Source organism: Pseudomonas sp. ADAK7 (assembly GCF_012935675.1).
Classification (GTDB): Bacteria; Pseudomonadota; Gammaproteobacteria; order Pseudomonadales; family Pseudomonadaceae; genus Aquipseudomonas.
Genome location: NZ_CP052861.1, coordinates 2,749,318 through 2,773,379 on the forward strand (window position 1 = coordinate 2,749,318; position 24,062 = coordinate 2,773,379).

The following is a 24,062-nucleotide window of genomic DNA, read 5'->3' on the forward strand; positions in this document are numbered from 1 at the left end:
AATGCTCTAATCGCCCCGACGCAACCTACAGAAGAATCGTTTTCGCCCATGGATATCAAACAGCTCTGGCTCAATGCCCAAGACCTTTGGGGCGCCCTCGACCAGCACCCGCTCCTGCATTCCAGCCTGGCGCTGATCCTGCTACTGGTGGTGGCGCTGGTCCTCGGACGAGTGGCGCGCTACCTGATTCTGCACGCGACCAAAATGCTCGGCCGCCAGCCAGCGCTGCACTGGGTCAACGATTTGCGGCACAACAAGGTCTTCCATCGGTTGGCACAGATGACGCCGTCGCTGGTGATCCAGTTCGGCCTGTACCTGGTGCCGGAACTGAGCAAAACCAGCCGGATCTTTCTCGGCAACGTCGCACTGTCGTTCACCATTCTGTTCCTGCTGCTGGCGCTAAGCGCCCTGCTCAGCGCCCTGCTGGACATCTACGCCCGCACCGAACACGCCCGTACCCGCTCGATCAAGGGCTACGTGCAACTGACGAAAATGGTCTTGTACGTGCTCGGCGCAATCATCATCGTCGCCACGTTGATCGACCGTTCACCGCTGTTGCTGCTCTCGGGTCTGGGCGCGATGTCGGCGGTGATTCTGTTGGTCTACAAGGACACGCTGCTGTCGTTCGTCGCCAGTGTGCAACTGACCAGCAACGACATGCTGCGGGTCGGTGACTGGATCGAGATGCCGCAAGTAGGTGCCGATGGTGACGTGGTGGACATCACGTTGCACACGGTCAAAGTGCAGAATTTCGACAAGACCATCGTCTCGATCCCGACCTGGCGCCTGATGTCCGAGTCGTTCAAGAACTGGCGTGGCATGCAACAGTCCGGTGGACGCCGGATCAAGCGCAGCCTGTTCATCGACGCCAGCGGCGTACGTTTCGTGCGCGATGACGAAGAGGCGAAACTGGCCCAAGTGCACCTGCTGACCGACTACATCGGCCGCAAACAAGCGGAACTCAAGGCCTGGAACGAAGCCCAGGGCAACGTCGCGGCGATGTCGGCCAACCGCCGGCGCATGACCAACATCGGCACTTTCCGCGCCTATGCGCTGGCGTACCTGAAAAGCCACCCGGAGATCCAGCCGAACATGACCTGCATGGTCCGCCAGATGCAGACCACCGCCCAAGGCATCCCGCTGGAAATCTACTGCTTCACCCGCACCACCGCGTGGGCCGATTACGAACGGATCCAGGGCGACATCTTCGATTACCTGCTGGCGGTGCTGCCGGAGTTTGGCTTGAGCCTGTATCAGCAGCCGAGTGGCGGGGATTTGCGGTCCGGATTGCTGCCAGCGGTGCTCGGCGCAAGCCATATTCCCGAACCGGAAAAACACGTCATGTAACCCTGTTCGATACTCAACTGATCACTGCGCCCTTCGGCCCGCTGGCAATCAACGCAGCACCGCACGCGGTTTTCATCCCGTCCAGCGCCACCGCGATACCGCCCACGGTGTAGGTGCTGCTGCCCTCGGCAATCGGAAAAATCCCTTTGCACAGTGGGCAACTGACCTTGTGGCCGACACCGGCAATCGGCTTGCCGTTGAGATCGGTTTGGGAAAAGGCTTCCAGGACCACGCCACCGTGGCTGGTGGAGTCGCCCAAGCGAACAATGTCTTTCATGATGTGGTCATCCCTGTAATAACCGAACATTCCCTGAATGTTGAAAACGCTCGCCAGTCAGCGAGCGTCTTTCAGTCCAGGCAATCCTATTGGCAAGTGCAGTAACGCCTACAGACCGACTGACTTCAACCCTTCACGCACGCCTTCATCAGCTTCTTTGCACCAGGCTTCAACACCCTGAGGCGCGGCGCTTTCCACGCGCTCGTACTTTCCGTCTGGCCCCTTGCCCTTGCCCTCACGACCATAGGCTTCGTTCTTATCCCCGTCGCTGGTGTCCACACCGCCAGGCATACCTTTCGCGAACGCCACCATCTTCTTGGCGTTTTCAGTACTGTCCGACTTTAGAAAGCCTTTATCGACACAGTAAGTGATGAGACCGGCAATATTGCGTGTGGAGTCGTAGACATTCTTCATTGCTGCGGGATCAACTTCTTCTGCCTGTGCGACGTTAAAGGTTGAAAAGGTGCTTGCGAGTACGAAGATCAATGCTGCGTTTTTCATATTCATCCTTAAATTGATAGTGCTCGGTTAGTTTTTTTATTTGAACAACTTCACAACGGCATCCGAATACAGATCAGGTACATCTTTTGCCGACTTCAGTACATTTTGACGCACCGTCTGGCCTTTCGCACTGGGATCTTCAGCCACATATTCCGGTGGGAAAGCGAGAGCATCCTTGTCAGCACCTGCTGCCATCAAGGCCTTGGTGCAGTCAGGATTGTGGTGGATCGCACTTTCCAGCAACGGAGTACCAACAGGCCATGCCTGCTGCTGTGGCTGAAATGCATCAATCGAAGTGCCAGCCTTGTGCAGCAGGGCAATCCGCTGTGCAGCTTGCGGATCAGGTTGATCGCTCAGGTTATAGGCGCGCTCGCAAACAAAATGCAAAGCGGTTGAACCAACCTTGGTGACACCATAAGGATCGGTGCCAGCGGCAATCAACACCTTGATAACCTCAAGATCAGACGCCGATTTCATGAGTGGCGAAAAACCCTGCGGGGTCACCCTCTTGGCATCAGCACCAAACTGTAGCAGCAACTTAATCAGCTCCGGCGCCGATGAGTTCTCTAGCTTTGCCGCCGCAATAAGTGGGGTATTAGTCCCGCCCTGAGCAATCACATTAGTGTCGGCACCCGCCTTGAGCAAACTTTGCACAATGTGCGTTGCATCTTTGAGTTCCTCTGAATCGCCCATATGCCCCAGCATGGACAACAGTACTGTTTCACCGTTGTCACTGATGGGCTGATTGACATCAATCGGAAACTCAAGAAAACGATCGACCAAGTCAGGACTCTTGTAATAAGCGGCATGCCACAAGATCTGAATATCGGGTTTAGCGCCACTCTTGAGCAACCGGTTCACGGCATCAAGATCTTTCTGCTCTTTGGAATAAGCGTATTGAAGCACCGCATTATCCAGTTGCTTGGACACGTCCGCCGACTGAGCTTGCACCAGGCTCGGGCCGCAGACGAGAACCGAAGTCACGATGCAGGCAGTTCGGAAACGGTTAAAAACAGGAGTTAATTGCAGCATACAAAAATCTCATATTGGGATGGTGGGTTCAGCGTTATTTGAAGCGATTTCAGGCGATCTCGACGAATCATCACTAAACTCACGCGACAACTAATCAAAAGTAGTAACTTGTAAAAACTGACGGATTTATTCTTTACAAGCCAACACTCTTAAAACAAATCCGTCACCTTTTCTGTTGCGTACTTTATTTTATATCTATTCTTCATACTCTCAATCGTTTAACCGCTTTTTCGCTGCGGCAGAAACCATCTCATCCTCATCTGCCACTAGTTTAGCTAAGATAGCTTTAGGCACCTTTGGATTACACGCAATTCGATGCCTAACTTTTATATCCCCATCACATGCCAATCGTTCAAAAGTCGCTCTATTTATCCTCCGCTTCATGGCAACATCCCATCTCACGACAGCATCATCAGTTAATGAAAGCCGCTCCAAAACTTCTACTGAGATGGTGTTATTTGCGACAACTTGACGTGCTAACTCAGGATATTTTAGTAGAATTTCAAACCAAACCTCATCTGAGGCAGCATCCTCAGCCTTAGCTCTTTCAACCTCATTTTTACTTTGAATATAACATTTGAACTCTTCAGCGCTATTTATCATTGCCACCTCCTTTAGCAAAAAATGGGACAGATTTATTTTCCTTATTTCCAGGGCTGATCCTTTTGCCGACTGGATAAAAAATAAATCTGTCCCCTTTTTTTATTGTCCCCTTTTTTTTATTCCTTATTTCCTAGGCTGATTTTTTAGCAACTGGGTAGAAAATAAATCCGTCCCCTTTTACCTCTTTTACCTTGTAGAGCTACCTACACGTCGAAAAAAATCAACGAACTCTTGCCCAACGTCGGGATATACTTTTTTGATATAGAAGAGAAAAAACCATAGGGGCGTTTCCTCTCCCGAGTTTCCTTGCTCCCAATCATCTTCATTTCCAAAACAGCAAATAACGCATCGAACTAAGGCGGAGTACGCAGGATCCGACTCTCGATACTCTTTTTCAATAGGCCAGAGCTGCGTAAAAAGAACTTTCCTCAAACCATCGTTCGACTCTAGCGTGCCAGGAATAACTGCCTGAGTAAGATAAGAAGCCATCTCCTGAAGCTTGTCGCCCGAGATATTGTTCAGCTTTTCATTTTTTATGAGTTCAAGCAGAAACCTTGCGTAATGACGAATCATTTCATTAATTGAAACCCCTTCGTTGAGCAACTGTAACTCTAGGGATTCGATATCTTCGATTTCTTGGTTGTCGATCATTCGTTGACTCCTTCTCTTACGCCAAGCTTACCCATCACGAGGGCACAGGAGGGACAAAATTTCAGAGGTTTATCATCGTTCCTAACGGTCGTTGACTTTGCACCTTCAGTAATCCCTCTTAAAGCCTCGACGGATTGGACGTCGTTTGCCTTGGCCACTTTGCTGAGCGCATCTGCTTCTCCACAATGCCCATGAATGAATGGAGAACGTTGATCTTCGGGAACTGAGTCGTAGAGTTGTTGTACAACAGGATGAGTTATGCCTTCGCCCCCGGCTTTCGCGCTGTATCCAACTTCAGGAGCCTGCAGATTTCCACCTTCTATAGTGGTGCGGGTTCCTTTATTGTTTGGCGTAATTCCCTTTTTACGGGCCAACCCTCGCGGGTCTATCCATCCAATAGGATTGGGCACATATTGGTAAAGGTTAAAGCCCCCCTCGAAACCAATCGGATCCTGCGAAACAAACCGCCCAACCCCCGGATCATAGTACCGATACCGGTTGTAATGCAGCCCCGTCTCATGATCGTGGTACTGACCCTGGAACCGTATCGGGTTCACCACCCCGTGCTGCCGCGCCCATTCCGAACGCTGTTCCGTCACCTGCCCCCACGCCTTGTACTGCGCGGTCCAGGCCATGTTGCCTTGCGGATCCGTCATTTCCTGCGGCGTACCCAAGTGATCGCACTGGTACCACGCCAACGCATCAAACGCTGGGGCGCTTACCTTGTAATTCCACAACGGATCCTCGTCGAGGCTGTATTCGCCGCTGTAATCCGGTTGGCCCGCCAGGTTGATCGGCGCATGACGCACGGCCTGCGCGACCGGGACGAAACTGCCGGGTTCGAAGACGTAGTGAACAGTGCGGCCCGGCGCGCCGTCGGATTGTGCCGGGCTGCTTTCCCAGGCGAGGTTGTCGCCGTCCCAGCCGTAGAGGGTGAAGCCGCAGCCGTATTCGCGTTGTTTGCGCGCGTGTTCGCTGCGGTTCCATTGCGAGCCGGCTTCCGGGCGCTGTTTGTAGTGGGCGCTGGAGTTTTTGTGCAGGCGCCGTCCTAACGCGTCGTAGGCGAAATCGACGGCCAGGCGTGGGTCTTCGAAGCGCACCAGTCGATCGAACAGGTCCCATTGCAGATCGCTGCGGGTGCCGTTGTGCCAGCGCTGGATCTGGTTGCCGCGTTCGTCGTAGTCGTAGTGGGTGCCGGCGTATTCACGCAGCAGGTTGTCGACCAGTTTGCTGCGTGGCGGAGTCTGATCCAGTGGGCGGCGGATTTCCGTGATTTTGTCGTCGAGCAGGTTGCTGGCCGGGTCGAAGGCAAAGGTTTCCACGCCTTGGCGGGTGGTAGCGCTGAGCAGGCGGCCGACCGGGTCGTAGCGGTAAGCCAATGGGCCGCGGCGGCTGTCGTTGATGTCGGTCAGTTGGCCGGCGGCATCGTATTTGTATTCACGCTTGAGCAGTGTGGATTGGTCGTCGCTGCGTCCCAGCAGTTGCTCTTGCAAGCGGCCGGCCGGGTCCCATTTTTGCGTTTGCAGCAGGTGGTTGCCCTGGTGGCGGGCGACTTCGCGGTGCAGGTCGTCGCGTTCGTAGCCGATCAGTTCGTGATCGTCCAAACGCAGGCCCAGCAAGTGGCCGCTGCCATAAGTGAGCCAACTGACGCGGTGCCCATCCGGGCGCACGGTGGCGACACGCTGGTTGAGCACGTCGTACTCGTGTTGCCAGATGGCGACCGTGGGTTTTTCCAGGCCGAGGTAGTGCTGGTGTTCACGCAGCAGGTTGCCGGCTGGATCGTGGAACCATTGCAGGCGGCTGTCGGCGTTGTTGGCCATGACCAGATTGCCGTTGCCATCGTAGGCGAAGGTTTCGCTTTGCGACTTGTCCCCCAGGCTGGCGCGGCGTTCGGTCAAGCGCCCCATGGGGTCGAAACTGACCGAGATCACACGTTCGCCGTTGACGGTGTGGGCCAGGCGCCCGGTCTGGGCGTCGTATTGATAGCGCGTGGAGCGGCCGTCGAAGCCGGTTTCTTCCAGCAGGCGACCGACCGGGTCGTAGTGGAACTGCGCGCGTTGTTCGTTTTCGTTTTCCAGGGCCAGCAACTGGCCGAGGCGGTCCCAACGGTAGCGCAGGGTTTGTTCGGCGGCATCGACTCGTTCGGCGATCAGACCGGCAGCGGTGTAGCTCCAGGTGGTGCAGCGATCGAGGCCATCGACGTGGGCGAGCAAACGACCTTCGGCGTCGCGCTCGAAGCGTTCTTCGGTTTTGTCCGGGTGTTTGATCAACACCAGTTGCCCGGCCTTGTAGGCGTATTCGGTGCTCTGCCCGGCCGGGTCGGTGAAGCAGATCATCTGCCCGAGTTCGTTGTATTCCCAAGCACTGGTTTTGCCCGAGCAATCGACGTATTCCACCAACTGTCCGGCGTCGTTGTAGGCCAGGGCTTTTTCGTTGCCGTTGGCGTCTTTGATCGCGGTGGGTTGGCCGGATTTGTTGTAGGCGTATTCGGTTTTGTTGCCCAGTGGATCGACCGCTTCGACCAAGTTGCCCTGATCGTCGTAAGCTCGCCCCCACTGACCTCCTTCGGCATCGCTGATCTTGATCAGATGATCCTGATCGTCATAGGCATAGTGCTCGACACTGTCGTCAGGGCGAATGTGCTTTATCAGGTTGCTGCGCTCATCGTAGCTATAGCGATCCGTACTGCCGTCAGGGTGCACGTGGCGGATCAGATTTTTCGCCTCGTCGCGGAAGAACCATTCCGAACGTTCGTCCGGATGACGAATGCGGTAGGTGTAGCCAAGGATGTCGTAGTAGTGCCAGGTCTCGTTGCCGTGGGCGTCGGTGACGTAGGTCAGGCGGATGTTTTCGTCCCACTCCAGACGGGTGTCGAAGCTGCCGTCGTCGGCCCATTCGCGCACTGCTTTGGCGTCGGTGCCGGTACCTTGCCATTCCAGGTTCATGCCGCGACCGGTGCGGTCGGTGTAGCGGGTGATCAGGTGATGTTGGTACTGATAGGACCAGGCGGCGCCGTTCTCATCCTGGGCCTGGATCAGATCGCCATAGGCGTCGTATTGGTAGGCACAGAGTTGACGCAACGGGGCGCCGTCAACAATTTGCCAGAGGCCGAGCAGCCGACCGTGGTCGTCGATCAGCGTGCCGAGGTGCAGATGGACCTTGGTGAAGTCGTTTTCTTGATAGGTGATCAGGTCCGACAGCACCGACTGCTCGCCGTGGCGATGCTCGTAGTGCAGCATGATCCCCGCGCCGTTGCGCAGCACCACGTTGGTCAGCACGTAGCGCTGGCCACGGCGGACGTAGGTTTCTTTGCGCTCGAAACCACGGCACAGCAGTAATTGGTCATCACCCGAGCGCACCAGGGTGATGTTTTCGATGGCGTCGTAATGAAACAGGCCGACCTTCGGCAGCGGATAGTCGTGGCTGCGGCCGTCGGCGTCGTGAAACTTCAGGCCATCGCCAATGCAGTCAAAACGGGTGGTGAATTCAGTGATCCAGCGGGCGCCGAGCTCGCTTTGATCGTAGGCCCCGAGGCGCGAACTGTAGGTACGAGTCCACTCGATCGGGAACGGCCCCGGCAGGCTGAAATCGGTGTGGCTGAGACTCTCCGACCCCATGGCAAAACTGATGCTGTTGCAGGTGCCGGTACAGGTGGCATTTTTCTTGCCATTGGCAGTATTCGTGGCCGGCACCTGATGACTGTTGGCCCCCAAACCACCCTCAGACGCCGTGCGCTTGGCCTGACTCGTCTTGTCAGGTTTGACCCCGGCGCTTTGACCATGAGCATTGCGCTTACGCCAGACGGTGACGGCGCTGGACAGGATAAACAGCAACCAGCCGATGGAGTTTTGCACCGATTCATCGTCCAGCTTGCTCAACTGCGTGCGCAGTTCCGGCCCCATCGCCCGCAACTTCTTGGTTTCGGCGGTCACCCGTTCTTTGATGTCATCGGGTAGCAGGTTTTCGGCTGCGCTATTGGCCAAGCCCTTGCCTGCGGCTTTATAAGCACTGGCTGCGGCCCCGAAAATGTTGCCGATCGCCGCGAGTGGATCATTGAGCAACTGGTCACCGGCGGCGCTGATTTTCTGACCGGCCGCCTGGGCATCACCCTTGGCATCGAGCTTGCCATTGGCCACCGCGTCGAGGCCTTTGGCGATCTCGTTGATGACGTCTTCGCCCAGCTTGCCGGCGTCCGCCAGAATACCCGGCAGCTTGCCTTTGGCTTGTTCAACGAAGTCGTCGAGGGTACCGATAATCGAATCGTTCAAGTGCCCTATCAGTATTTCGACCACCGACGAGCCAAGCAGCGCTTTGGTCGAGGCCTTCATCTCCTGACGCACCAGAAACAGGGTCGGACGCAGGGTCATGCGTGCAGCGGCCATGGCAGGCGGCAACGGCAGGACGCCGATCAGGTTGATGCCGAGACTGGCCCAGGCGAGCAGGTCGCGTTTCTGGGCATTCGACAGCGTGACGATGTCGCCCAGCGCATCGACCAGCGCCATGATGTTGCCCACCACCGGCAAGGCACCGGCGACGTTCTTGATCCGGTCGAGGGTGACCACGCCGCCGCTGGCGGATTGCAACCAGGCGTCGAAGACTGCCGCGCTGCTGGCGACGTCCTGAACGTCGATAGCGCTCAGCGGAACAATGGCAACCTGCGGTTCACGTTTTACGATTTCAGTGGTCATGACAGCATCTCACCGGCCAGCAGGCCCGGGGTTTTAAAGGAGGTCTTCGGAGGTACGACGGCCGGCAGGCTCGGTAACTTGCCGCTTTTGCTGGCGGCGCCGAGAAGGCTTGAGGCGCTCGGCATGGCGGCACTGGCGAGTTTCGGCAAACCCGCCACCCCGCCCTGCACTGCACCCTTGATTTGCTGTGCGGTCTGCATCGCGCCTTGGGCGGATTGCATGGCGCTCATGCCGGTCTGGGCCAGGTTTTTGCCTTGCTCCAGCACCTCCCAGTTCTTGCTCGGCAATACCTGCGCAACCATCGATTGCACCGGGCCGGGAATGTCCTCGGCGCTCGGCGGTTGCAACGGCCACTCCGGTTTGCCGATGTAACTGCCATCACTCCAGGTGTCCGCCGGGTCCTTGCCAAACATCACCCGCGCCGGTCCCGGTGCCGCACCGGAAACCGTGGCAAACCCCTTCGCATCGAGCGTGCCTTTGAGGCTCTTGCCCAAGGCATCAACTACTTCAAAGTCGCCGCCCTTGATCCCCTGCAGCCCGGCGTACTGGTTGAACAGTTCCAGATTGCCCTTGCCCGGTTTCGGCGGCTCGGGGAACACGCCGGCCAGACTTTTCGCCCCGGTGTAGGCGAAGTTCGCCGCGTGGGCGGTGTACGGGCCGGTGGTGGCGTGGGTGATGCCGCCGGCGTTGTAGGTCGTGGCGCTGCCGCCGCCCTGGATCACCAGTTCGGTTTTCGCGGTGATGGTGATGCGGTCGGCGTTGGCGGTGATGTTGAGTTTGGCCAGCAGGTTGATGCTGTCCTTCAGCGCGCGCACGTCGATGTCGCCGGAGGCCGCGACCAGGCGCCAGCCCATGCTCTGCACGAACAGGCGCATGCCGCGACTGGCGCTGGCCAGCAGGCGTTTGCCGATCGACAGGCTGGTGTGGCCGGTGCTGCTCAGGGCCAGGTGTTCGCCGGTGGCGATGTGGCTGGAGCGTGGGGTGGTCAGGGCGATGCCGGCCGGGCTGGCGAGCACCAGATGCGCTTCGGTGAATTCGGGGAATTCGTTGGCGCTCATGTTCGCCGGGCCGCTACCGAGAATGCCCTGGTGCTGAGCGTGCAGCGCTTTGGCCACGTCGTCCTGATCGCCCGCTTCCTGGGCTTGCAGTTCCTTGGCCTGGATCGCGAAACCGTCCTGCTGCTCGCTGGCCGTGGCCAAACGCTCGGCGGTTTCCGGCAGGTCCTTGTGGTGCTTGGATTCGTTCGGCCGTGGCTCGGTGGTGATCAGCAAACCGGCCGCGGCACGCACCGCGCCATGGCGGTCGGTACGCAGCTCAAAGCCTTCGCCACGGGGCTGGCCACCGGACGGTCGCGGATGGGTCAGATAGCCGAGGTTGATCGCACTCGCACCGTGATCGCTGCGCAGCGCAATGCTGATCTCGCTGGTGGTGTCGTCGATCCGCAGTTCGTTGGCGCGGCTGCCCTTGTATTCCTTGCTCTTGACCGTGGCCAGGGTTTTGAAGTCCGGCAGTTTGTACGGTGGCAGGTTGGCGCCGTGGTACAGGCAACCGGTGATCAGCGGCTGGTCGGGATCGCCTTCGAGGAAGGTGATCAGCACTTCCATGCCGACGCGCGGCAGGTTGATCGAGCCGAAAGTCTGCGCGGCCCAGTTCGACGCCACGCGCATCCAGCAACTGGTCTTGTCGTCGTGCTGACCTTCGCGGTCCCAGAAAAACTGGACCTTCACCTGGCCGTACTGGTCGCAGAAAATCTCCTCGCCTTCGGGGCCAGTGACCACTGCGCTCTGGGTGCCGAGGACTTTGGGTTTCGGGTGCTCCAGCGGCGGGCGGTACGGCACGTTCCACGGCGTCGCGCTGAAGCGGTTGCGATAGCCCTGGTGGAAATCGTCCTTGTGGTCGCTGACGTCGCTGCTGATCACCTCTTCCAGCACCTGCGGCTGTTTGCCTTCGTGGAAGATTTCGGTGAGCAGCCACAGGTCGTTCCACGCCGGGTTGGCGTGGGCAGTCAGGGCGAGGAAATGCCCGGTGACAAGCAGCGGTTGATCGCTGCTGCCTTCGGCCAAACGGTAGTCGCTGCGGTGTCTTTCGAGGGCACGATTGGCCAGGTGTTTGCCGCGCTCGCGGTCGACAAAACGGCCGGGGTAATCGTAGTCCTCAAGGTCCGGTTTGGCCGCGCTCTTGGCGTCGCTTTCGAGCTCGATCTTCGGTTTGGTGAAGTCGTAATCGCGGCGGGTGGTGCGGCTGGTGCGGGTAATCACGCGCAGGCCGAAGCGCTTGATCACCGGCTGATCGGCGACCAGTCCGGTGTCCTGCTGATAGGTCACTGGCGCCAGTTTCGGGAACACGGTCTGGTCATCGCCGAACACCAGCAGATGGCCGCTGGCACTGTGCTGGAAGTGGTAGTGAATCCCCTCCTCCTCGCACAGGCGCTGGACGAAGTGCAGGTCCGATTCATCGTACTGCACGCAGTAGATCCGCTCCGGGTACACGGCGCTGAGCTGGAACTTGTGGTCGCTGGCGAGGATGCCGTGTTCTTCCAGGACCTGGCTGATGATCTGCGGCACGCTCATCTGCTGGAAGATGCGCTGATTGACCCGATGCGCCAGGTAGGCCAGTTGCGGACGCAGGGAGATTTTATAGCGGGTCAGGCGCTTGCCGGCCTCACCCTGGGCGATGCTGTAGACCAGCCCGTGGATGCCGGTGCCGTTCTGCGCGAGCTGCAAAAACGCCAGTTTGTGCAGCAGGCTTTCGAGGTTCAGCGAGGCCTTTTCGCTGACCAGTTCCAGTTCGAACTCGAACGGTTGGTTGAGCGCTTCCCGGCCAGTGAAGGACAGCACCTGAAAATAGCTGTCGGCCCCGTCGATAGTGAGGGCAAAGTGGGTCTGATTGGCCGGTGCGAACATTCCGTGTTCCTCATGCGATGTTGCGACAGCCGTCGACGCCCGTTGGCGATCAACGACTGCAAAAATTCTTTAGGGGACAACCAGCCGCCCCGGCCGCGCGGGCCGAGGCGGTACAACGGTCAACCTGGATCAGGCGACCGGCAGACGCCAGTCATCGGAACCCGAAGTACCGGATACTTCGTGGGTCCAGGTGATTTTGCGGTAGGTGAATTGCACTTCTTCCAGGTGCGTGAAGTGGGCGTTCGACGGGTCCTGGCAGTTGTGCATTTTGTTGTTGATGGCGACGATGATCGCGTCTTCCAGTTTGGTGGTGTAGTAGTGCTCTTGGGTCCCTTGGGCCGAAGTGCGGTACCACTGGATAACGATTTCGCTCATGCGCTCGCCGGAAGTCAGTGCGGCTTGCAGCAGTGGCGAAGCCTTGTCGTAGACCTTGGTGATCACGACTGGCTTGTGCACGCGTTGACCGGTTGGTTGGCCGGACTGTGGGTCACGCGGGATGATCACGTCGTGGCTGAACGCCTGAACCATGACCTGGTCTTCGTGACCTTCCTGGTAGGTGTTGCCAACGGAGTCAGCGGTGAATGCGCCAGCCGTGATCAGGCCTTGTTTTTCGCCAGTGACGGACATGTAGGCAGGTGTTGCCATGGGATGCTCTCCTTGCTCAAAAGACAGGACCGGACGGCGTGATTGCCTGTCCAGCTGGCGAAGGAGAGATCAAAATCTGTGCCAGCCATCACGTAGCCATTACGGAGCAAGGGTTTGCGCGGTATGACCAGGGATTTTTCCGACTTTTGCTGTAGGAAACAGCGTCAAAGTGCGCAAGAAGTTGCGCAGTTCTGTGCAAGAAGTTGCGCACTTGGCTGTAAGCCTTGAACGGCGTGGCTTACAGCGCTTTTACCTATCGTTTAAGCCAAAAGAAGTGCGCAACTTTTTGCGCACTTGCTCTTACGGCGTCAATGCCGGCTGGCGTACGCCCAATCGACTGATCCACACCGCCGCCAGGATCACCGAACCACCGAAGAACAACCGCCCCAATTCCTCATGTTGATTCCAGATCAGCAGATTGATCAGCAGCCCCACCGGCACATGCAGGTTGTTCATCACCGCCAGCGTCCCGCCATTGACCATGCACGCGCCTTTGTTCCACCAGTACAGCCCCAGCGCGGTCGAGACCAGGCCGAGGAATACCAGGACGCCCCATTGCAGCGGTGCTTCGGGCAGGAAGTTCTGTTTGCCGAACAGCAGGAACGCCGGCAACGCCACCGCCAATGCGCCGAGGTAGAAGTAGCCGAAACGCCGGTAATGCGGCAGGTCGCTGGGGTGACGGGCCACCAGGTGTTTATAAAGTACTTGCCCGGCGGCGTAGGTGAAGTTGGCCAGTTGCAGCAACAGGAAACCCATGAAGAAATCCGGGTTGATCCGGTCGTAGCGAATCACCGCAGCGCCTGCCACCGCCACCAGTGCCGCGACCAGGGCCCAGGGATTGAAGCGTCGGTTCAGCGCATCCTCGATCAGCGTCACGTGCAGCGGTGTGAGAATGGTGAACAGCAACACTTCCGGCACCGTCAGCACCCGGAAGCTCAGGTACAGGCAGACGTAGGTCACGCCGAACTGCAACGCGCCGATCAGCAACATGCCGCGCATGAACGCCGGCTCGACCGAACGCCAGCGCGTCAGCGGAATAAACACCAACCCCGCCAGCAGCACCCGCACCAGCACCGCGAAGTAACTGTCGACATGCCCGGCCAGGTATTCGCCGATCAAGCTGAAGGAAAACGCCTGGATCAGCGTGACAAAAAGTAGATAGCCCATGTTCGCCTCGTTTCGAATGGCGGCGACGATAGCGGGTTTTGCCATCAATCGCGAGAACACACAAACCTTTGTAGGAGCGAAGCTTGCTCGCGAAGGCGGCGGCCCATCCAACATTGATGTTGGCTGACACACCGCTATCGCGAGCAAGCTTTGCTCCTACAGGTTGTGTGTTCGGCCATCAAATCCCGGGCAAAAAAAAGCCCGATCTCGCTAATGCGTTCAATCGGGCTACAGCACTCAGGAGCAACAAGTGCAAAGGGAGGTTCGATGCGCGTAAAGCCTTGAAGGGGTTGCGCCAGGCCACTTGAACATCAAGGGATTATCTGGCGATTAAAGCCTCAGGCCACTTGGGAAAGCTTGGCGTTTGCCTGGTTCAGGCCCTTCTCCTGGAAGTCGCCGCCCAGGTTCATGCCTTCGGCGTGAATGAAGGTCACGTCGTGGATGCCGATGAAGGCCATGACCTGACGCAGGTACGGTTCCTGGTGATCCGCCGGGCCACCGGCATAGATCCCGCCGCGAGCGGTCAGCACGTAGGCACGCTTGCCGCTGAGCAGGCCTTGCGGGCCGGTGTCGGTGTACTTGAAGGTCACGCCGGCACGCAGCACATGGTCGAGCCAGGCTTTAAGGGTGCTCGGGATCGCGAAGTTGTACATCGGCGCCGCCATCACCAGCACGTCGGCGGCCAGCAGTTCGTCGGTCAATTGGTTGGAACGGTCCAGGGAAACCTGTTCGATGTCGTTGCGTTGTTCGGCAGGTTTCATCCAGCCGCCGAGCAAGTTGATGTCCAGGTGCGGTACCGGATTGATGGCCAGGTCACGGACAGTGATTTGATCGGCCGGGTGCGCGGCTTTCCATTGGCTGATGAAGGTCTGGGTCAACTGACGGGAAACCGAGTCTTGCTGACGGGCGCTGCTTTCGATGATCAGAACGCGGGACATGGGATGTAGGCTCCATCTGAGAATGCTGTAAGGCGATGGAGTGGAGGTTAAACAGAGTTATATCGATGAAAAAGCGCAAATAACTGCTATAAAGCATCGATAAATTCGTTTATAAGCTGAGCGAGCCCTGCACTTGTAGGAGCGAGGCTTGCCCGCGAAGGCGGTGTACCAGTCGACATCAATGTTGAATGACACGACGCCTTCGCGGGCAAGCCTCGCTCCTACAGGGTTTCATGTCATTTAGGGGTGCAGCTCAGGTTGATGCGCATCTTGATAATGGTACGGGTGAACTTGGCAGTGGCGTTTTTGTGTTTGCCAGCCGGCACGTCAATGGTGCGGGTACGTGGCGCTTCCGGGCCATTGTTGAATACCACCTTACACGTCGCATCCGTACTGCCGTAGTTGTTGACCTGGATGGAGGCGATGTCGTTATCCGTGTCGTAGGCGTTGTAGTCGATGCTCAGGCCATTGAGCTGTTTTTGAACATCGATCGGATAGGCAAACGCCGTCAGCGGCAACATCGCCAGCACCACACAACAGAATTTTTTCATTCGGCAGTCTCCAATAGGGACCGCCAGCTTAGGACAAGAGGAGCTCATCATGAAAGCGCCCCGCGTGACCCTTGATCAATGGCGAACGTTGCAAGCCGTGGTCGACCACGGCGGTTTCGCCCAGGCCGCCGAAGCGCTGCACCGCTCGCAATCGTCGGTCAGTTACACCGTGGCCCGCATGCAGGACCAGCTCGGCGTGCCGTTGCTGCGCATCGACGGCCGCAAAGCCGTGCTGACCGACGCCGGCGGCGTGTTGCTGCGCCGTTCGCGGCAACTGGTGAAACAGGCCAGCCAACTGGAAGACCTGGCCCATCACATGGAGCAAGGCTGGGAAGCGGAAGTGCGACTGGTGGTTGACGCCGCTTACCCCAGCGCCCGCCTCGTGCGTGCCTTGACCGCGTTCATGCCGCAAAGCCGCGGCTGTCGCGTGCGTCTGCGTGAAGAAGTGTTGTCGGGCGTGGAAGAAGTCCTGCTCGAAGGCGTGGCCGACCTGGCCATCACAGGCCTGAGCATTCCCGGTTACCTGGGCGCGGAATTGAGCGACGTCGAATTTGTTGCCGTCGCCCACCCTGAACACCCACTGCATCGCCTAAACCGCGAAATCAATTTCCAGGACCTGGAAACCCAGATGCAAGTGGTGATTCGCGACTCCGGCCGCCAACAGCCACGGGACGTCGGCTGGCTCGGCGCCGAACAGCGCTGGACCGTCGGCAGCCTGGCCACCGCCGCCACATTCGTCAGCAGCGGCCTGGGGTTTGCCTGGTTGCCGCGGCACATGATCGAACGGGAATTGAAGGAAGGTACGCTCAAGCTGCTACCGTTGGACCAGGGCGGCAGCCGCAACCCGAGTTTCTATCTGTACTCGAACAAGGACAAACCCATGGGCCCGGCGACACAAATCCTCATCGAACTGCTGCGCACCTTCGACACCGCGCCGCTGGATGCGCCGTTCGCCGCCCCTGAACAAGCCTGACACGGAGTTTTTGCATGGCCTATTTCGAGCATGAAGGTTGCAACCTGCACTATGAGGAATATGGCCACGGCGCTCCGTTGCTGCTGGTCCACGGGCTGGGTTCCAGCACCCTGGACTGGGAAATGCAGATCCCGGCGTTATCCGCCCACTACCGGGTGATCGTCCCGGATGTGCGCGGCCACGGTCGTTCGGACAAGCCCCGCGAGCGCTACAGCATCGCCGGTTTCAGCGCCGACCTGATCGCGCTGATGGAACATTTGAACCTCGGCCCGACCCATTACGTGGGCCTGTCCATGGGTGGCATGATCGGATTCCAACTGGCCACCGATCAGCCGCACTTGCTGAAAAGCCTGTGCATCGTCAACAGCTCACCCGAGGTCAAGTTGCGCAGCCGCGACGACTATTGGCAGTGGTTCAAGCGCTGGAGCCTGATGCGTGTACTCAGCCTCGGCGCCATCGGCAAGGCCCTGGGCGCCAAGCTGTTCCCGAAACCGGAGCAGGCGGACTTGCGACAGAAGATGACCGAGCGCTGGGCAAAAAACGACAAACATGCTTATCTCGCCAGCTTCGATGCCATCGTTGGCTGGGGCGTTCAGGAACGACTTTCGAAGGTCGCCTGTCCAACCCTCATCGTCAGCGCCGACCGTGACTACACGCCGGTCGCGCTGAAAGAAACCTATGTAAAACTGCTGCCCGATGCGCGGCTGGTGGTGATCGCCGATTCGCGCCACGCCACCCCGCTGGATCAACCCGAACGTTTCAACCAAACCCTGCTCGAGTTTCTCACCGCAGTCGACACCACTACTCAGGATCACTGACCCATGCTGAAAAAATTCGCCCTCGTCGCCGGCTCCGTCCTGTTTGCCGCCAACCTGATGGCCGCCACGCCCGCCAAGGCACCGCATGTGCTGCTGGACACTACCAATGGCCAGATCGAGATCGAACTGGACGCGGTCAAGGCGCCGATCAGTACCAAGAACTTCCTTGATTACGTCAACAGTGGCTTCTACAACAACACGATTTTCCACCGTGTGATCCCGGGCTTCATGGTCCAGGGCGGCGGTTTTACTCAACAAATGCAGCAGAAAGAGACCAAGGCGCCGATCAAGAACGAGTCCAAGAACGGTTTGCATAACGTGCGTGGCACGCTGTCCATGGCCCGTACCTCCGATCCGGATTCGGCCACCAGCCAGTTCTTCGTCAACGTCAAGGACAACGACTTCCTCGACAGCGGTGACGGCTATGCCGTGTTCGGTAAAGTCGTCAAAGGCATGGATGTGGTTGATGTCATCGTCAACTCCCAGACCACCACCAAAAACGGCATGAAAGACGTGCCCGCCGATCCTGTGTTCATCAAGTCGGCCAAAGTCCTCAACTAAGCTTCACAGGATGTCTTGAGCGGTTGTCGCCTTGCGGCACCGCTCACACTGTTCAAAGGAGAGCCCCAGCGCGGGCGGAGAACCAATGCTTTATCGCCGTTTTGAAAAACTGATCGACATCTTCCGCGATGCACCGACGGCGGCTCCGCCGGATCGGGTTCTCCCCTTCTATACCTATTACCTGAAGCAGGTTTGGCCGAGTTTTGCCGCCCTGCTGATTGTCGGCCTGTTCGCCTCGCTGATCGAAGTCGCGCTGTTCAATTACCTGAGCCGCATCATCGACCTGGCCCAAGGCACGCCGAACCCGAATTTCTTTCAGGATCACGCCCTCGAACTGACCTGGATGGTGGTCGTCACCCTGGTGCTGCGCCCGATTTTCTTCGGCCTGCATGACCTGCTGGTGCACCAGACCCTGACCCCGGGCATGACCAGCCTGATCCTCTGGCAGAACCATCGCTACGTGCTCAAGCAAAGCCTGAATTTCTTCCAGAACGACTTCGCCGGGCGTATCGCCCAACGCATCATGCAAACCGGCAACGCCCTGCGCGATTCCGCCGTGCAAGCGGTGGATGCGCTGTGGCATGTGTTGATCTACGCGATCAGCGCCCTGGTGCTGTTTGCCGAAGCCGACTGGCGCCTGATGATCCCGCTGATCACCTGGATCGCCGGTTTCATCGGCGCGCTGTATTACTTCGTGCCACGGGTCAAGGACCGCTCGGTGCAGTCCTCCGATGCGCGTTCCAAACTCATGGGGCGGATCGTCGATGGCTACACCAACATCACCACCCTGAAACTGTTCGCCCACACCAATTACGAACAGCAGTACGCCAAGGAAGCCATCAAGGAACAGACCGAAAAAGCCCAGATGGCCGGCCGCGTGGTCACCAGCATGGACGTGGCCATCACCAGCATGAACGGTTTGCTGATCGTTACCACCACCGGCCTCGCGCTGTGGCTGTGGTCGCAGTCGCTGATCTCGGTGGGGGCGATTGCCCTGGCTACCGGTTTGGTGATCCGCATCGTCAACATGTCCGGCTGGATCATGTGGGTGGTCACCGGCATCTTCGAAAACATCGGCATGGTCCAGGACGGTTTGCGCACCATCGCGCAACCGGTCAGCGTCACCGACCACGCGCAAGCCAAACCGCTGGCGGTGGCCCGTGGCGAGGTGCGCTTCGAGCACGTGGATTTCCACTACGGCAAGAAGAAAGGCATCATCGGCGGCCTCAACCTGAACATCAAACCGGGCGAAAAAATCGGTCTGATCGGCCCGTCCGGTGCCGGCAAATCGACCCTGGTCAACCTGCTGTTGCGCCTCTACGACGTCGAGGGCGGACGCATCCTCATCGACGGCCAGAACATCGCCGAAGTCGGCCAGGAAAGCCTGCGCGAGCGCATCGGCATGATCACCCAGGACACCTCGCTGCTGCACCGTTCGATCCGCGATAACCTGCTTTATGGCAGGCCCGACGCCACTGACGCCGAACTCTGGGAAGCCGTGCACAAGGCCCGGGCCGACGAGTTCATCCCGTTGCTCTCAGACGCCGAAGGTCGCAGCGGTTTTGACGCGCACGTCGGTGAGCGTGGGGTGAAACTGTCCGGTGGCCAGCGGCAGCGGATCGCCATCGCCCGGGTGCTGCTCAAGGACGCGCCGATCCTGATCATGGACGAAGCCACCTCAGCGCTGGATTCGGAAGTCGAAGCGGCGATCCAGGAAAGCCTGGAAACCCTGATGCAGGGCAAAACCGTGATCGCCATCGCCCACCGCCTCTCGACCATCGCCCGTATGGACCGCTTGGTGGTGCTGGAAAACGGCAAAATTGCCGAGACCGGCACCCACGCTGAATTGCTGGTCCATGGCGGGTTGTATGCGCGGTTGTGGGCGCACCAGACGGGTGGGTTTGTCGGGATCGATTGAAACCGTTACCTGATCGTTCCCACGCTCTGCGTGGGAATGCCTCAGGGGACGCTCCGCGTCAAGTGACGCGGAGCGTCACGGGCTGCATTCCCACGCGGAGCGTGGGAACAATCACCGCCAGAGCCCTTTAATTACGTGCTCTGGCGGTTTTTTTATGGCTGCTGGATTTCCGCCAGAACCCTGCTGTACTCAGCCAAGGTTCTGGAGATGAGCCTGTCGTAAACCTGCAGGATGCATCACGCGATACAGTCTCGATAGGTCGCCTATCAAGGACGCTCTCATGTCTCTGTTCAAACGTTCAGTTACTGAGTTGTTAGGTACGTTCTGGCTGGTGTTGGGAGGTTGCGGCAGTGCGGTGCTGGCCGCGTCTTCGCCGTTGGGTATCGGGGTGCTCGGTGTAGCCCTCGCGTTTGGTCTGACCGTGCTGACCATGGCGTTCGCCATTGGCCATATCTCTGGATGTCACCTCAACCCGGCCGTATCGGTCGGCCTGTTCGTCGGCGGTCGGTTCCCGGCCAAAGAATTGCCGGCCTACATCATCGCCCAGGTCATTGGCGGGATCATCGCAGCGGCTTTGCTCTACTACATCGCCAGCGGCAAGGAAGGCTTCGACCTGTCAGCGGGCCTGGCCTCCAACGGCTACGGCGAGCACTCCCCCGGCAAGTACTCGATGGCTGCAGGCTTTGTCTGTGAACTGGTGATGACGGCGATGTTCGTGCTGATCATCCTCGGCGCCACCGACAGACGCGCCCCGGCCGGGCTGGCACCGATCGCCATCGGCCTGGCGTTGACGCTCATCCACCTGATCTCGATTCCCGTCACCAACACGTCGGTCAACCCGGCCCGCAGCACTGGCCCGGCGTTGATGGTCGGCGGCTGGGCCATCGCGCAGTTGTGGATGTTCTGGGTCGCGCCGCTGCTCGGTGCGGTGGTCGGCGGAGTGACTTATCGCTGGCTGGGCAAGGAAAGCAACTAACACACAACCATTAAGTCCCATATTGCCAACAGCAATACGGGACTTCGCTTTGCACTGTAACAAATACAGTTAAATAAGCACCGAGTGAGTCCTGCGCATATACAGATACAATCATCCCGTCGCCTAACCTGAAAAAGACGCTACTCTGGCGGCGCAACACGAAGTTTCGAACCAAGCAAATAACGGACGTCACCAACAAGGATTGTTACATGAAAAAAATCAGTTCGGCCATCGCATTAACTTTCTTGACCCTCGGCCTGTTTCAGGGGAGTGCATTTGCGATGAGTATTAACGAGCATATCAATATAGAAATGGCCAAAATCGACTTTGAGTTCAACTGCACTGTCGAGGGTAACGTCACTACTCATTTTGCCAATAACGAAGAATCTGCAAAGGCCCAAGCTGTTGCCCAAGGCCTGGGCTCCAGCAATGCAACCTATCAGGTATTGGCGAAGACCGCCGTTTGCGTGAAGCCTAAATACAAATATGACTGCATGCTCCCTTCGAATAAAAATATCCCACTCTCCGGGTCGCTGTCTTATTCCTACTGGACAAACCAACCGACTCTGGAGAACTTCAAAAACTCCGAAAACGGCAAGAAATTACTCGGCTGCCAAGCGCCGTGGTGGTAACTAACATCGCCTAAACAACAGACAACCTTACTCTATTGACAAGGCAAGCCCTCGCTTAAATACAGCGGGGCTTGTTTAAACTTATAGCTGTTTATACGGTAATGCGGCGCTGGCGTGTTCGGCATAAGCCAATACACCGGCTCGCTCCTGCTCCAGGAAGTCTTTGACTGCCGCTTTCAACCCCGGATGACGTAAGTAATGCCAAGAGTGAGTGATCACCGGTTCGAACCCGCGGATCAACTTGTGCTCGCCCTGTGCCCCGGCGTCAAAACGCTGGAAGCCGTTGGCAATCGCGTAATCCATACCCTGATAGAAACAGGTCTCGAAATGCAGGCGATCAAACTCCGCCAGGCAACCCCAGTAACGGCCGTAAAAGCTGTCGCCGCCCACCAGACTGAAGGCCATGGCCACCGGCCGTGAGCCTTGCTTGGCCAGCACTACGCGAATCGCCTCCGGCATGCGCTCGGCCAGCAGGCTGAAGAATTCCCGCGTCAGGTACGGCGTTTGCCGACGTACCGCGTAGGTATTGGCGTAGCAGGCATAGACAAAATCCCACTGCCGCTCGGTCAGTTGCGCACCCTCGAGCCATTCGAACTCGATGCCCTGCCCCGCCACTTGCTCGCGCTCCTTGCGCATCTGCTTGCGCTTGCGCGAACTGAGCGCGTCGAGGAAGTCCTGGAAGTCTCGATAACTGCGATTCTGCCAGTGGTACTGGCAGCCGATGCGCTGCAACCAACCTGGCTGTTCGGCCAACGCGGCGTCGGTGAATGGATCGGTGAAATTGATGTGCGCGCTGGAGAGCTCTTCGATTTCCAGATAACCGGGCAGACTTCTCAACAATTCAAAACCATCTTCCACATTGGCCGCCAACAGACGCGGCCCACTGACCGGACTGAACGGCACCGCGGTCAACAACTTGGGGTAGTACTCGATCCCGGCACGGGCGCAGGCGTCGGCCCAGGCGTGGTCGAACACGTACTCGCCATAGGAATGCCATTTGCGGTAGCTGGGCAAAGCCGCGATCAGACGCTCGCCTTCGACATGCAGCAAATGCTCGGGTTGCCAGCCGGAATGCGGGCCGACGCTGCCGCTGTCTTCCAACGTACTGAGGAAGGCGTGGCGCAGGAATGGCTGATTTTCAGGTACCAGCGCGTCCCACGTATGCGGCGCGATTTCGGACAGGCTTTCCAGACGTTGCAGCGGCATCGGCATTCTCACAGTTCTTCGCGTGACAGCCCGGCGAGTATCGCTTATCGCCGCACATTGCACACCCCGTGCATGCGCCGACAGTGCTCTAGAACGAAGGTTCACGAAAGATTTGTATCGTCATCGAGACGCCATCACTTTGCCACTGCACTGTCATAAACCATCGCGATACTGGCGCCTGTTTTTAGAGCGCCGGGTTCTACCCGGTCACTGTTTTCCGTCCGTCATCGGTCGGTTGTGTCCTGGATGGCTCAGTCATCCCTTTCATCTTCGGAGATTGATATGCGTCTTGCTTCCACGAAAACTGCGGCGGCCTTGTGTGGCGGCCTGATGCTGGCCATGAGCGTTCCGGCCAGCGCCGCAGTCGACGCCAAACTGCTCGACATGCTCAAGGCAAACGGCTCGATTTCCCAGGCGCAATACGCCGAACTGCAAGCCGAACTGGCCCGTGATCAGAAAGACCAGCAAATCGCCCGCCAGGCTCAGCAAGAGACCAACGAACAGATCGCCGCGACCGCGAAGAAAACCAATGAACTGAGCACCTTCGACCAGAAACTGGCGTGGGCCGCCAAGACTCAATTCAAGGGCGACGTGCGTTTCCGCCAGGAAACGGTCAAGAACGACGGTGTTTCGAACAATAAAGACCAGGACCGCCAGCGTATTCGGGTCCGCCTGGGTGCCTACAGCGAAATCAACCCGCAAGTCGACACCGGGATCCGTATCGCCACCGGCAACAACGACGACGCTCGCTCCACCAACCAGAGCCTGGACGGTTACTTCGACAAGAAGTCGATCTGGCTGGACCAGGGTTACGTCGACTACCACCCCGATGCCATCAAGAACCTGCACGTCGTGGGCGGCAAGATGCCGCAGCAATGGGTGAGCATGGGCGACATCATCTGGGACAGCGACATCAGCCCGGAAGGCCTGGCACTGACCTACAAGTACCCGTTGGGCGGCAGCACCGAGCTGTTCGGTAGCGCCGGCCACTACACCCTCAAGGACAACGTCGACGGCGACGGCGTGCAATTCAAGCACGACCTGCGCCTGTACGCAGGTCAGTTGGGCGCGCGCTTCGCCATCACCGACAACCTGAAACTGACCCTGGGTGGCAGCGTCTACGGCTACGACAACGACGACGACATCACCGCCGGCGGCACCACCACGCCATCGATCCTGGCCACCAACGGCAACACCCCGAACGAACAGTTCAAGTTGTACGAAGGCTTTGGTCAGCTCGACATCGGTGGCCTGCCCATGCCGCTCTCGGTGTACGGTCAGTACGTCAACAACAAAGATGCCAGCAACGATCAGGACTCTGCCTGGTTGGCCGGTGTAAAGACCAAGCTCTACGGCTTCGCGGTGGACTACAACTATCGCGACGTGCAGCGTAACGCCGTGGTCGGCGCCTTCACCGATTCCGACTTCGCCAACGGTTTTACCGGTTCGCGTGGCAGCAAGGTGAAAGTGAGTTACGAGCTGGACAAGAACTTCGCCCTTGGTGCGACGTACTTCATGGCTAAATCCGACTTCACCAACGCCACCCTCCGGGACTCGGACATCAAGACCCTGCAACTGGATGCCGAAGCCAAGTTCTAAATACCCCGCAACATGACTCGGGCAAGGAAGCCCGAGCTGCTTTTACAAACTCGCATTGGTGTATCGGTCCCCATCA

At 58.3% G+C, this 24,062-nt stretch carries 21 protein-coding genes; 9 read left to right on the forward strand and 12 right to left on the reverse strand.

Annotated elements, in window-relative coordinates; all coding sequences use genetic code 11:
- Positions 1-48 precede the first annotated feature (48 nt).
- Positions 49-1,347 carry a mechanosensitive ion channel family protein gene (locus HKK53_RS12805; protein ID WP_169371112.1) on the forward strand — a complete coding sequence of 433 codons (1,299 nt, stop codon included), beginning with the start codon at positions 49-51 and terminating at the stop codon, positions 1,345-1,347.
- A 13-nt stretch (positions 1,348-1,360) separates the two neighbouring features.
- On the opposite strand, the gene HKK53_RS12810 is transcribed toward HKK53_RS12805, so the two are convergent.
- From HKK53_RS12810 to HKK53_RS12850, 9 genes are all read right to left on the reverse strand, one after another.
- Positions 1,361-1,624: a PAAR domain-containing protein gene (locus HKK53_RS12810; RefSeq protein ID WP_169371113.1), complete on the reverse strand. Its 264-nt coding sequence runs from the start codon at positions 1,622-1,624 to the stop codon at positions 1,361-1,363.
- A gap of 108 nt (positions 1,625-1,732) precedes the next feature.
- A complete protein-coding gene (locus HKK53_RS12815; RefSeq protein ID WP_169371114.1) occupies positions 1,733-2,125 on the reverse strand; it encodes a hypothetical protein in 393 nt (130 codons plus the stop codon).
- 36 nt (positions 2,126-2,161) lie between these two features.
- Positions 2,162-3,157 carry an ankyrin repeat domain-containing protein gene (locus HKK53_RS12820; RefSeq protein ID WP_169371115.1) on the reverse strand — a complete coding sequence of 332 codons (996 nt, stop codon included), beginning with the start codon at positions 3,155-3,157 and terminating at the stop codon, positions 2,162-2,164.
- Positions 3,158-3,367: 210 nt separating this feature from the next.
- A complete protein-coding gene (locus tag HKK53_RS12825) occupies positions 3,368-3,760 on the reverse strand; it encodes a hypothetical protein (protein ID WP_169371116.1) in 393 nt (130 codons plus the stop codon).
- A 186-nt stretch (positions 3,761-3,946) separates the two neighbouring features.
- Positions 3,947-4,411 carry a hypothetical protein gene (locus HKK53_RS12830; protein WP_169371117.1) on the reverse strand — a complete coding sequence of 155 codons (465 nt, stop codon included), beginning with the start codon at positions 4,409-4,411 and terminating at the stop codon, positions 3,947-3,949.
- A complete protein-coding gene (locus HKK53_RS12835; RefSeq protein WP_169371118.1) occupies positions 4,408-9,099 on the reverse strand; it encodes an RHS repeat-associated core domain-containing protein in 4,692 nt (1,563 codons plus the stop codon). Before HKK53_RS12835 ends, HKK53_RS12830 begins: the two co-directional genes overlap by 4 nt.
- On the reverse strand, positions 9,096-12,002 hold the full coding sequence (locus HKK53_RS12840; protein ID WP_169371119.1) for a type VI secretion system Vgr family protein: 2,907 nt from the start codon (positions 12,000-12,002) through the stop codon (positions 9,096-9,098). The genes HKK53_RS12835 and HKK53_RS12840 overlap by 4 nt, the downstream gene beginning before the upstream one ends.
- 129 nt (positions 12,003-12,131) lie before the next feature.
- The gene (locus HKK53_RS12845) at positions 12,132-12,647 is read right to left on the reverse strand and encodes an Hcp family type VI secretion system effector (protein WP_149657116.1); all 516 of its coding nucleotides are present in this window, start codon (positions 12,645-12,647) and stop codon (positions 12,132-12,134) included.
- Positions 12,648-12,947: 300 nt separating this feature from the next.
- Positions 12,948-13,814: a carboxylate/amino acid/amine transporter gene (locus HKK53_RS12850; RefSeq protein ID WP_169371120.1), complete on the reverse strand. Its 867-nt coding sequence runs from the start codon at positions 13,812-13,814 to the stop codon at positions 12,948-12,950.
- On the opposite strand from HKK53_RS12850, the gene HKK53_RS32805 reads away from it, so the two are divergent.
- Positions 13,813-13,941, forward strand: coding sequence for a hypothetical protein (locus HKK53_RS32805; RefSeq protein WP_272900300.1), 129 nt, complete (start codon positions 13,813-13,815; stop codon positions 13,939-13,941). The two genes, HKK53_RS12850 and HKK53_RS32805, sit on opposite strands and share 2 nt — an antisense overlap.
- A 211-nt stretch (positions 13,942-14,152) precedes the next feature.
- Here HKK53_RS32805 and HKK53_RS12855 read toward each other — a convergent pair whose 3' ends face one another.
- Positions 14,153-14,752 (reverse strand): FMN-dependent NADH-azoreductase, encoded by a 600-nt coding sequence (locus HKK53_RS12855; protein WP_169371121.1) that lies wholly within the window; start codon positions 14,750-14,752, stop codon positions 14,153-14,155.
- 236 nt (positions 14,753-14,988) lie between these two features.
- On the reverse strand, positions 14,989-15,303 hold the full coding sequence (locus tag HKK53_RS12860; RefSeq protein WP_169371122.1) for a 3-phosphoglycerate kinase: 315 nt from the start codon (positions 15,301-15,303) through the stop codon (positions 14,989-14,991).
- Between the two features lie 49 nt (positions 15,304-15,352).
- Between HKK53_RS12860 and HKK53_RS12865 the strand changes: the two genes are divergently transcribed.
- The 6 genes from HKK53_RS12865 (at position 15,353) to HKK53_RS12890 (ending at position 21,181) form a co-directional block, all read left to right on the forward strand.
- The gene (locus HKK53_RS12865; protein WP_169371123.1) at positions 15,353-16,276 is read left to right on the forward strand and encodes a LysR family transcriptional regulator; all 924 of its coding nucleotides are present in this window, start codon (positions 15,353-15,355) and stop codon (positions 16,274-16,276) included.
- Between the two features lie 14 nt (positions 16,277-16,290).
- Positions 16,291-17,094 (forward strand): alpha/beta fold hydrolase, encoded by an 804-nt coding sequence (locus tag HKK53_RS12870; protein WP_169371124.1) that lies wholly within the window; start codon positions 16,291-16,293, stop codon positions 17,092-17,094.
- A gap of 3 nt (positions 17,095-17,097) precedes the next feature.
- The gene (locus HKK53_RS12875) at positions 17,098-17,655 is read left to right on the forward strand and encodes a peptidylprolyl isomerase (protein WP_169371125.1); all 558 of its coding nucleotides are present in this window, start codon (positions 17,098-17,100) and stop codon (positions 17,653-17,655) included.
- A gap of 85 nt (positions 17,656-17,740) precedes the next feature.
- Positions 17,741-19,573: an ABC transporter ATP-binding protein gene (locus HKK53_RS12880; protein ID WP_169371126.1), complete on the forward strand. Its 1,833-nt coding sequence runs from the start codon at positions 17,741-17,743 to the stop codon at positions 19,571-19,573.
- Between the two features lie 280 nt (positions 19,574-19,853).
- Complete coding sequence (gene aqpZ / locus HKK53_RS12885) at positions 19,854-20,549, forward strand: aquaporin Z (RefSeq protein ID WP_169371127.1); 696 nt, start codon at positions 19,854-19,856, stop codon at positions 20,547-20,549.
- Between the two features lie 209 nt (positions 20,550-20,758).
- Entirely contained in the window at positions 20,759-21,181 is a 423-nt protein-coding gene (locus tag HKK53_RS12890) for a hypothetical protein (RefSeq protein WP_169371128.1), read from the forward strand.
- Between the two features lie 81 nt (positions 21,182-21,262).
- Here HKK53_RS12890 and HKK53_RS12895 read toward each other — a convergent pair whose 3' ends face one another.
- A complete protein-coding gene (locus tag HKK53_RS12895; RefSeq protein ID WP_169374238.1) occupies positions 21,263-22,387 on the reverse strand; it encodes a GNAT family N-acetyltransferase in 1,125 nt (374 codons plus the stop codon).
- Between the two features lie 282 nt (positions 22,388-22,669).
- Here HKK53_RS12895 and HKK53_RS12900 point away from each other — a divergent pair, with 282 nt between their 5' ends.
- Positions 22,670-23,986, forward strand: coding sequence for a putative porin (locus HKK53_RS12900; RefSeq protein ID WP_169371129.1), 1,317 nt, complete (start codon positions 22,670-22,672; stop codon positions 23,984-23,986).
- The last annotated feature ends 76 nt before the right edge of the window (positions 23,987-24,062 follow it).

Coding starts and splice junctions, on each gene's coding strand:
- HKK53_RS12805 (WP_169371112.1), top strand. CDS start 49: ATGGATATCAAACAGCTCTGGCTCAATGCCCAAGACCTTTGGGGCGCC.
- HKK53_RS12810 (WP_169371113.1), bottom strand. CDS start 1,624: ATGAAAGACATTGTTCGCTTGGGCGACTCCACCAGCCACGGTGGCGTG.
- HKK53_RS12815 (WP_169371114.1), bottom strand. CDS start 2,125: ATGAAAAACGCAGCATTGATCTTCGTACTCGCAAGCACCTTTTCAACC.
- HKK53_RS12820 (WP_169371115.1), bottom strand. CDS start 3,157: ATGCTGCAATTAACTCCTGTTTTTAACCGTTTCCGAACTGCCTGCATC.
- HKK53_RS12825 (WP_169371116.1), bottom strand. CDS start 3,760: ATGATAAATAGCGCTGAAGAGTTCAAATGTTATATTCAAAGTAAAAAT.
- HKK53_RS12830 (WP_169371117.1), bottom strand. CDS start 4,411: ATGATCGACAACCAAGAAATCGAAGATATCGAATCCCTAGAGTTACAG.
- HKK53_RS12835 (WP_169371118.1), bottom strand. CDS start 9,099: ATGACCACTGAAATCGTAAAACGTGAACCGCAGGTTGCCATTGTTCCG.
- HKK53_RS12840 (WP_169371119.1), bottom strand. CDS start 12,002: ATGTTCGCACCGGCCAATCAGACCCACTTTGCCCTCACTATCGACGGG.
- HKK53_RS12845 (WP_149657116.1), bottom strand. CDS start 12,647: ATGGCAACACCTGCCTACATGTCCGTCACTGGCGAAAAACAAGGCCTG.
- HKK53_RS32805 (WP_272900300.1), top strand. CDS start 13,813: ATGTTCGCCTCGTTTCGAATGGCGGCGACGATAGCGGGTTTTGCCATC.
- HKK53_RS12850 (WP_169371120.1), bottom strand. CDS start 13,814: ATGGGCTATCTACTTTTTGTCACGCTGATCCAGGCGTTTTCCTTCAGC.
- HKK53_RS12855 (WP_169371121.1), bottom strand. CDS start 14,752: ATGTCCCGCGTTCTGATCATCGAAAGCAGCGCCCGTCAGCAAGACTCG.
- HKK53_RS12860 (WP_169371122.1), bottom strand. CDS start 15,303: ATGAAAAAATTCTGTTGTGTGGTGCTGGCGATGTTGCCGCTGACGGCG.
- HKK53_RS12865 (WP_169371123.1), top strand. CDS start 15,353: ATGAAAGCGCCCCGCGTGACCCTTGATCAATGGCGAACGTTGCAAGCC.
- HKK53_RS12870 (WP_169371124.1), top strand. CDS start 16,291: ATGGCCTATTTCGAGCATGAAGGTTGCAACCTGCACTATGAGGAATAT.
- HKK53_RS12875 (WP_169371125.1), top strand. CDS start 17,098: ATGCTGAAAAAATTCGCCCTCGTCGCCGGCTCCGTCCTGTTTGCCGCC.
- HKK53_RS12880 (WP_169371126.1), top strand. CDS start 17,741: ATGCTTTATCGCCGTTTTGAAAAACTGATCGACATCTTCCGCGATGCA.
- aqpZ (WP_169371127.1), top strand. CDS start 19,854: ATGTCTCTGTTCAAACGTTCAGTTACTGAGTTGTTAGGTACGTTCTGG.
- HKK53_RS12890 (WP_169371128.1), top strand. CDS start 20,759: ATGAAAAAAATCAGTTCGGCCATCGCATTAACTTTCTTGACCCTCGGC.
- HKK53_RS12895 (WP_169374238.1), bottom strand. CDS start 22,387: ATGCCGCTGCAACGTCTGGAAAGCCTGTCCGAAATCGCGCCGCATACG.
- HKK53_RS12900 (WP_169371129.1), top strand. CDS start 22,670: ATGCGTCTTGCTTCCACGAAAACTGCGGCGGCCTTGTGTGGCGGCCTG.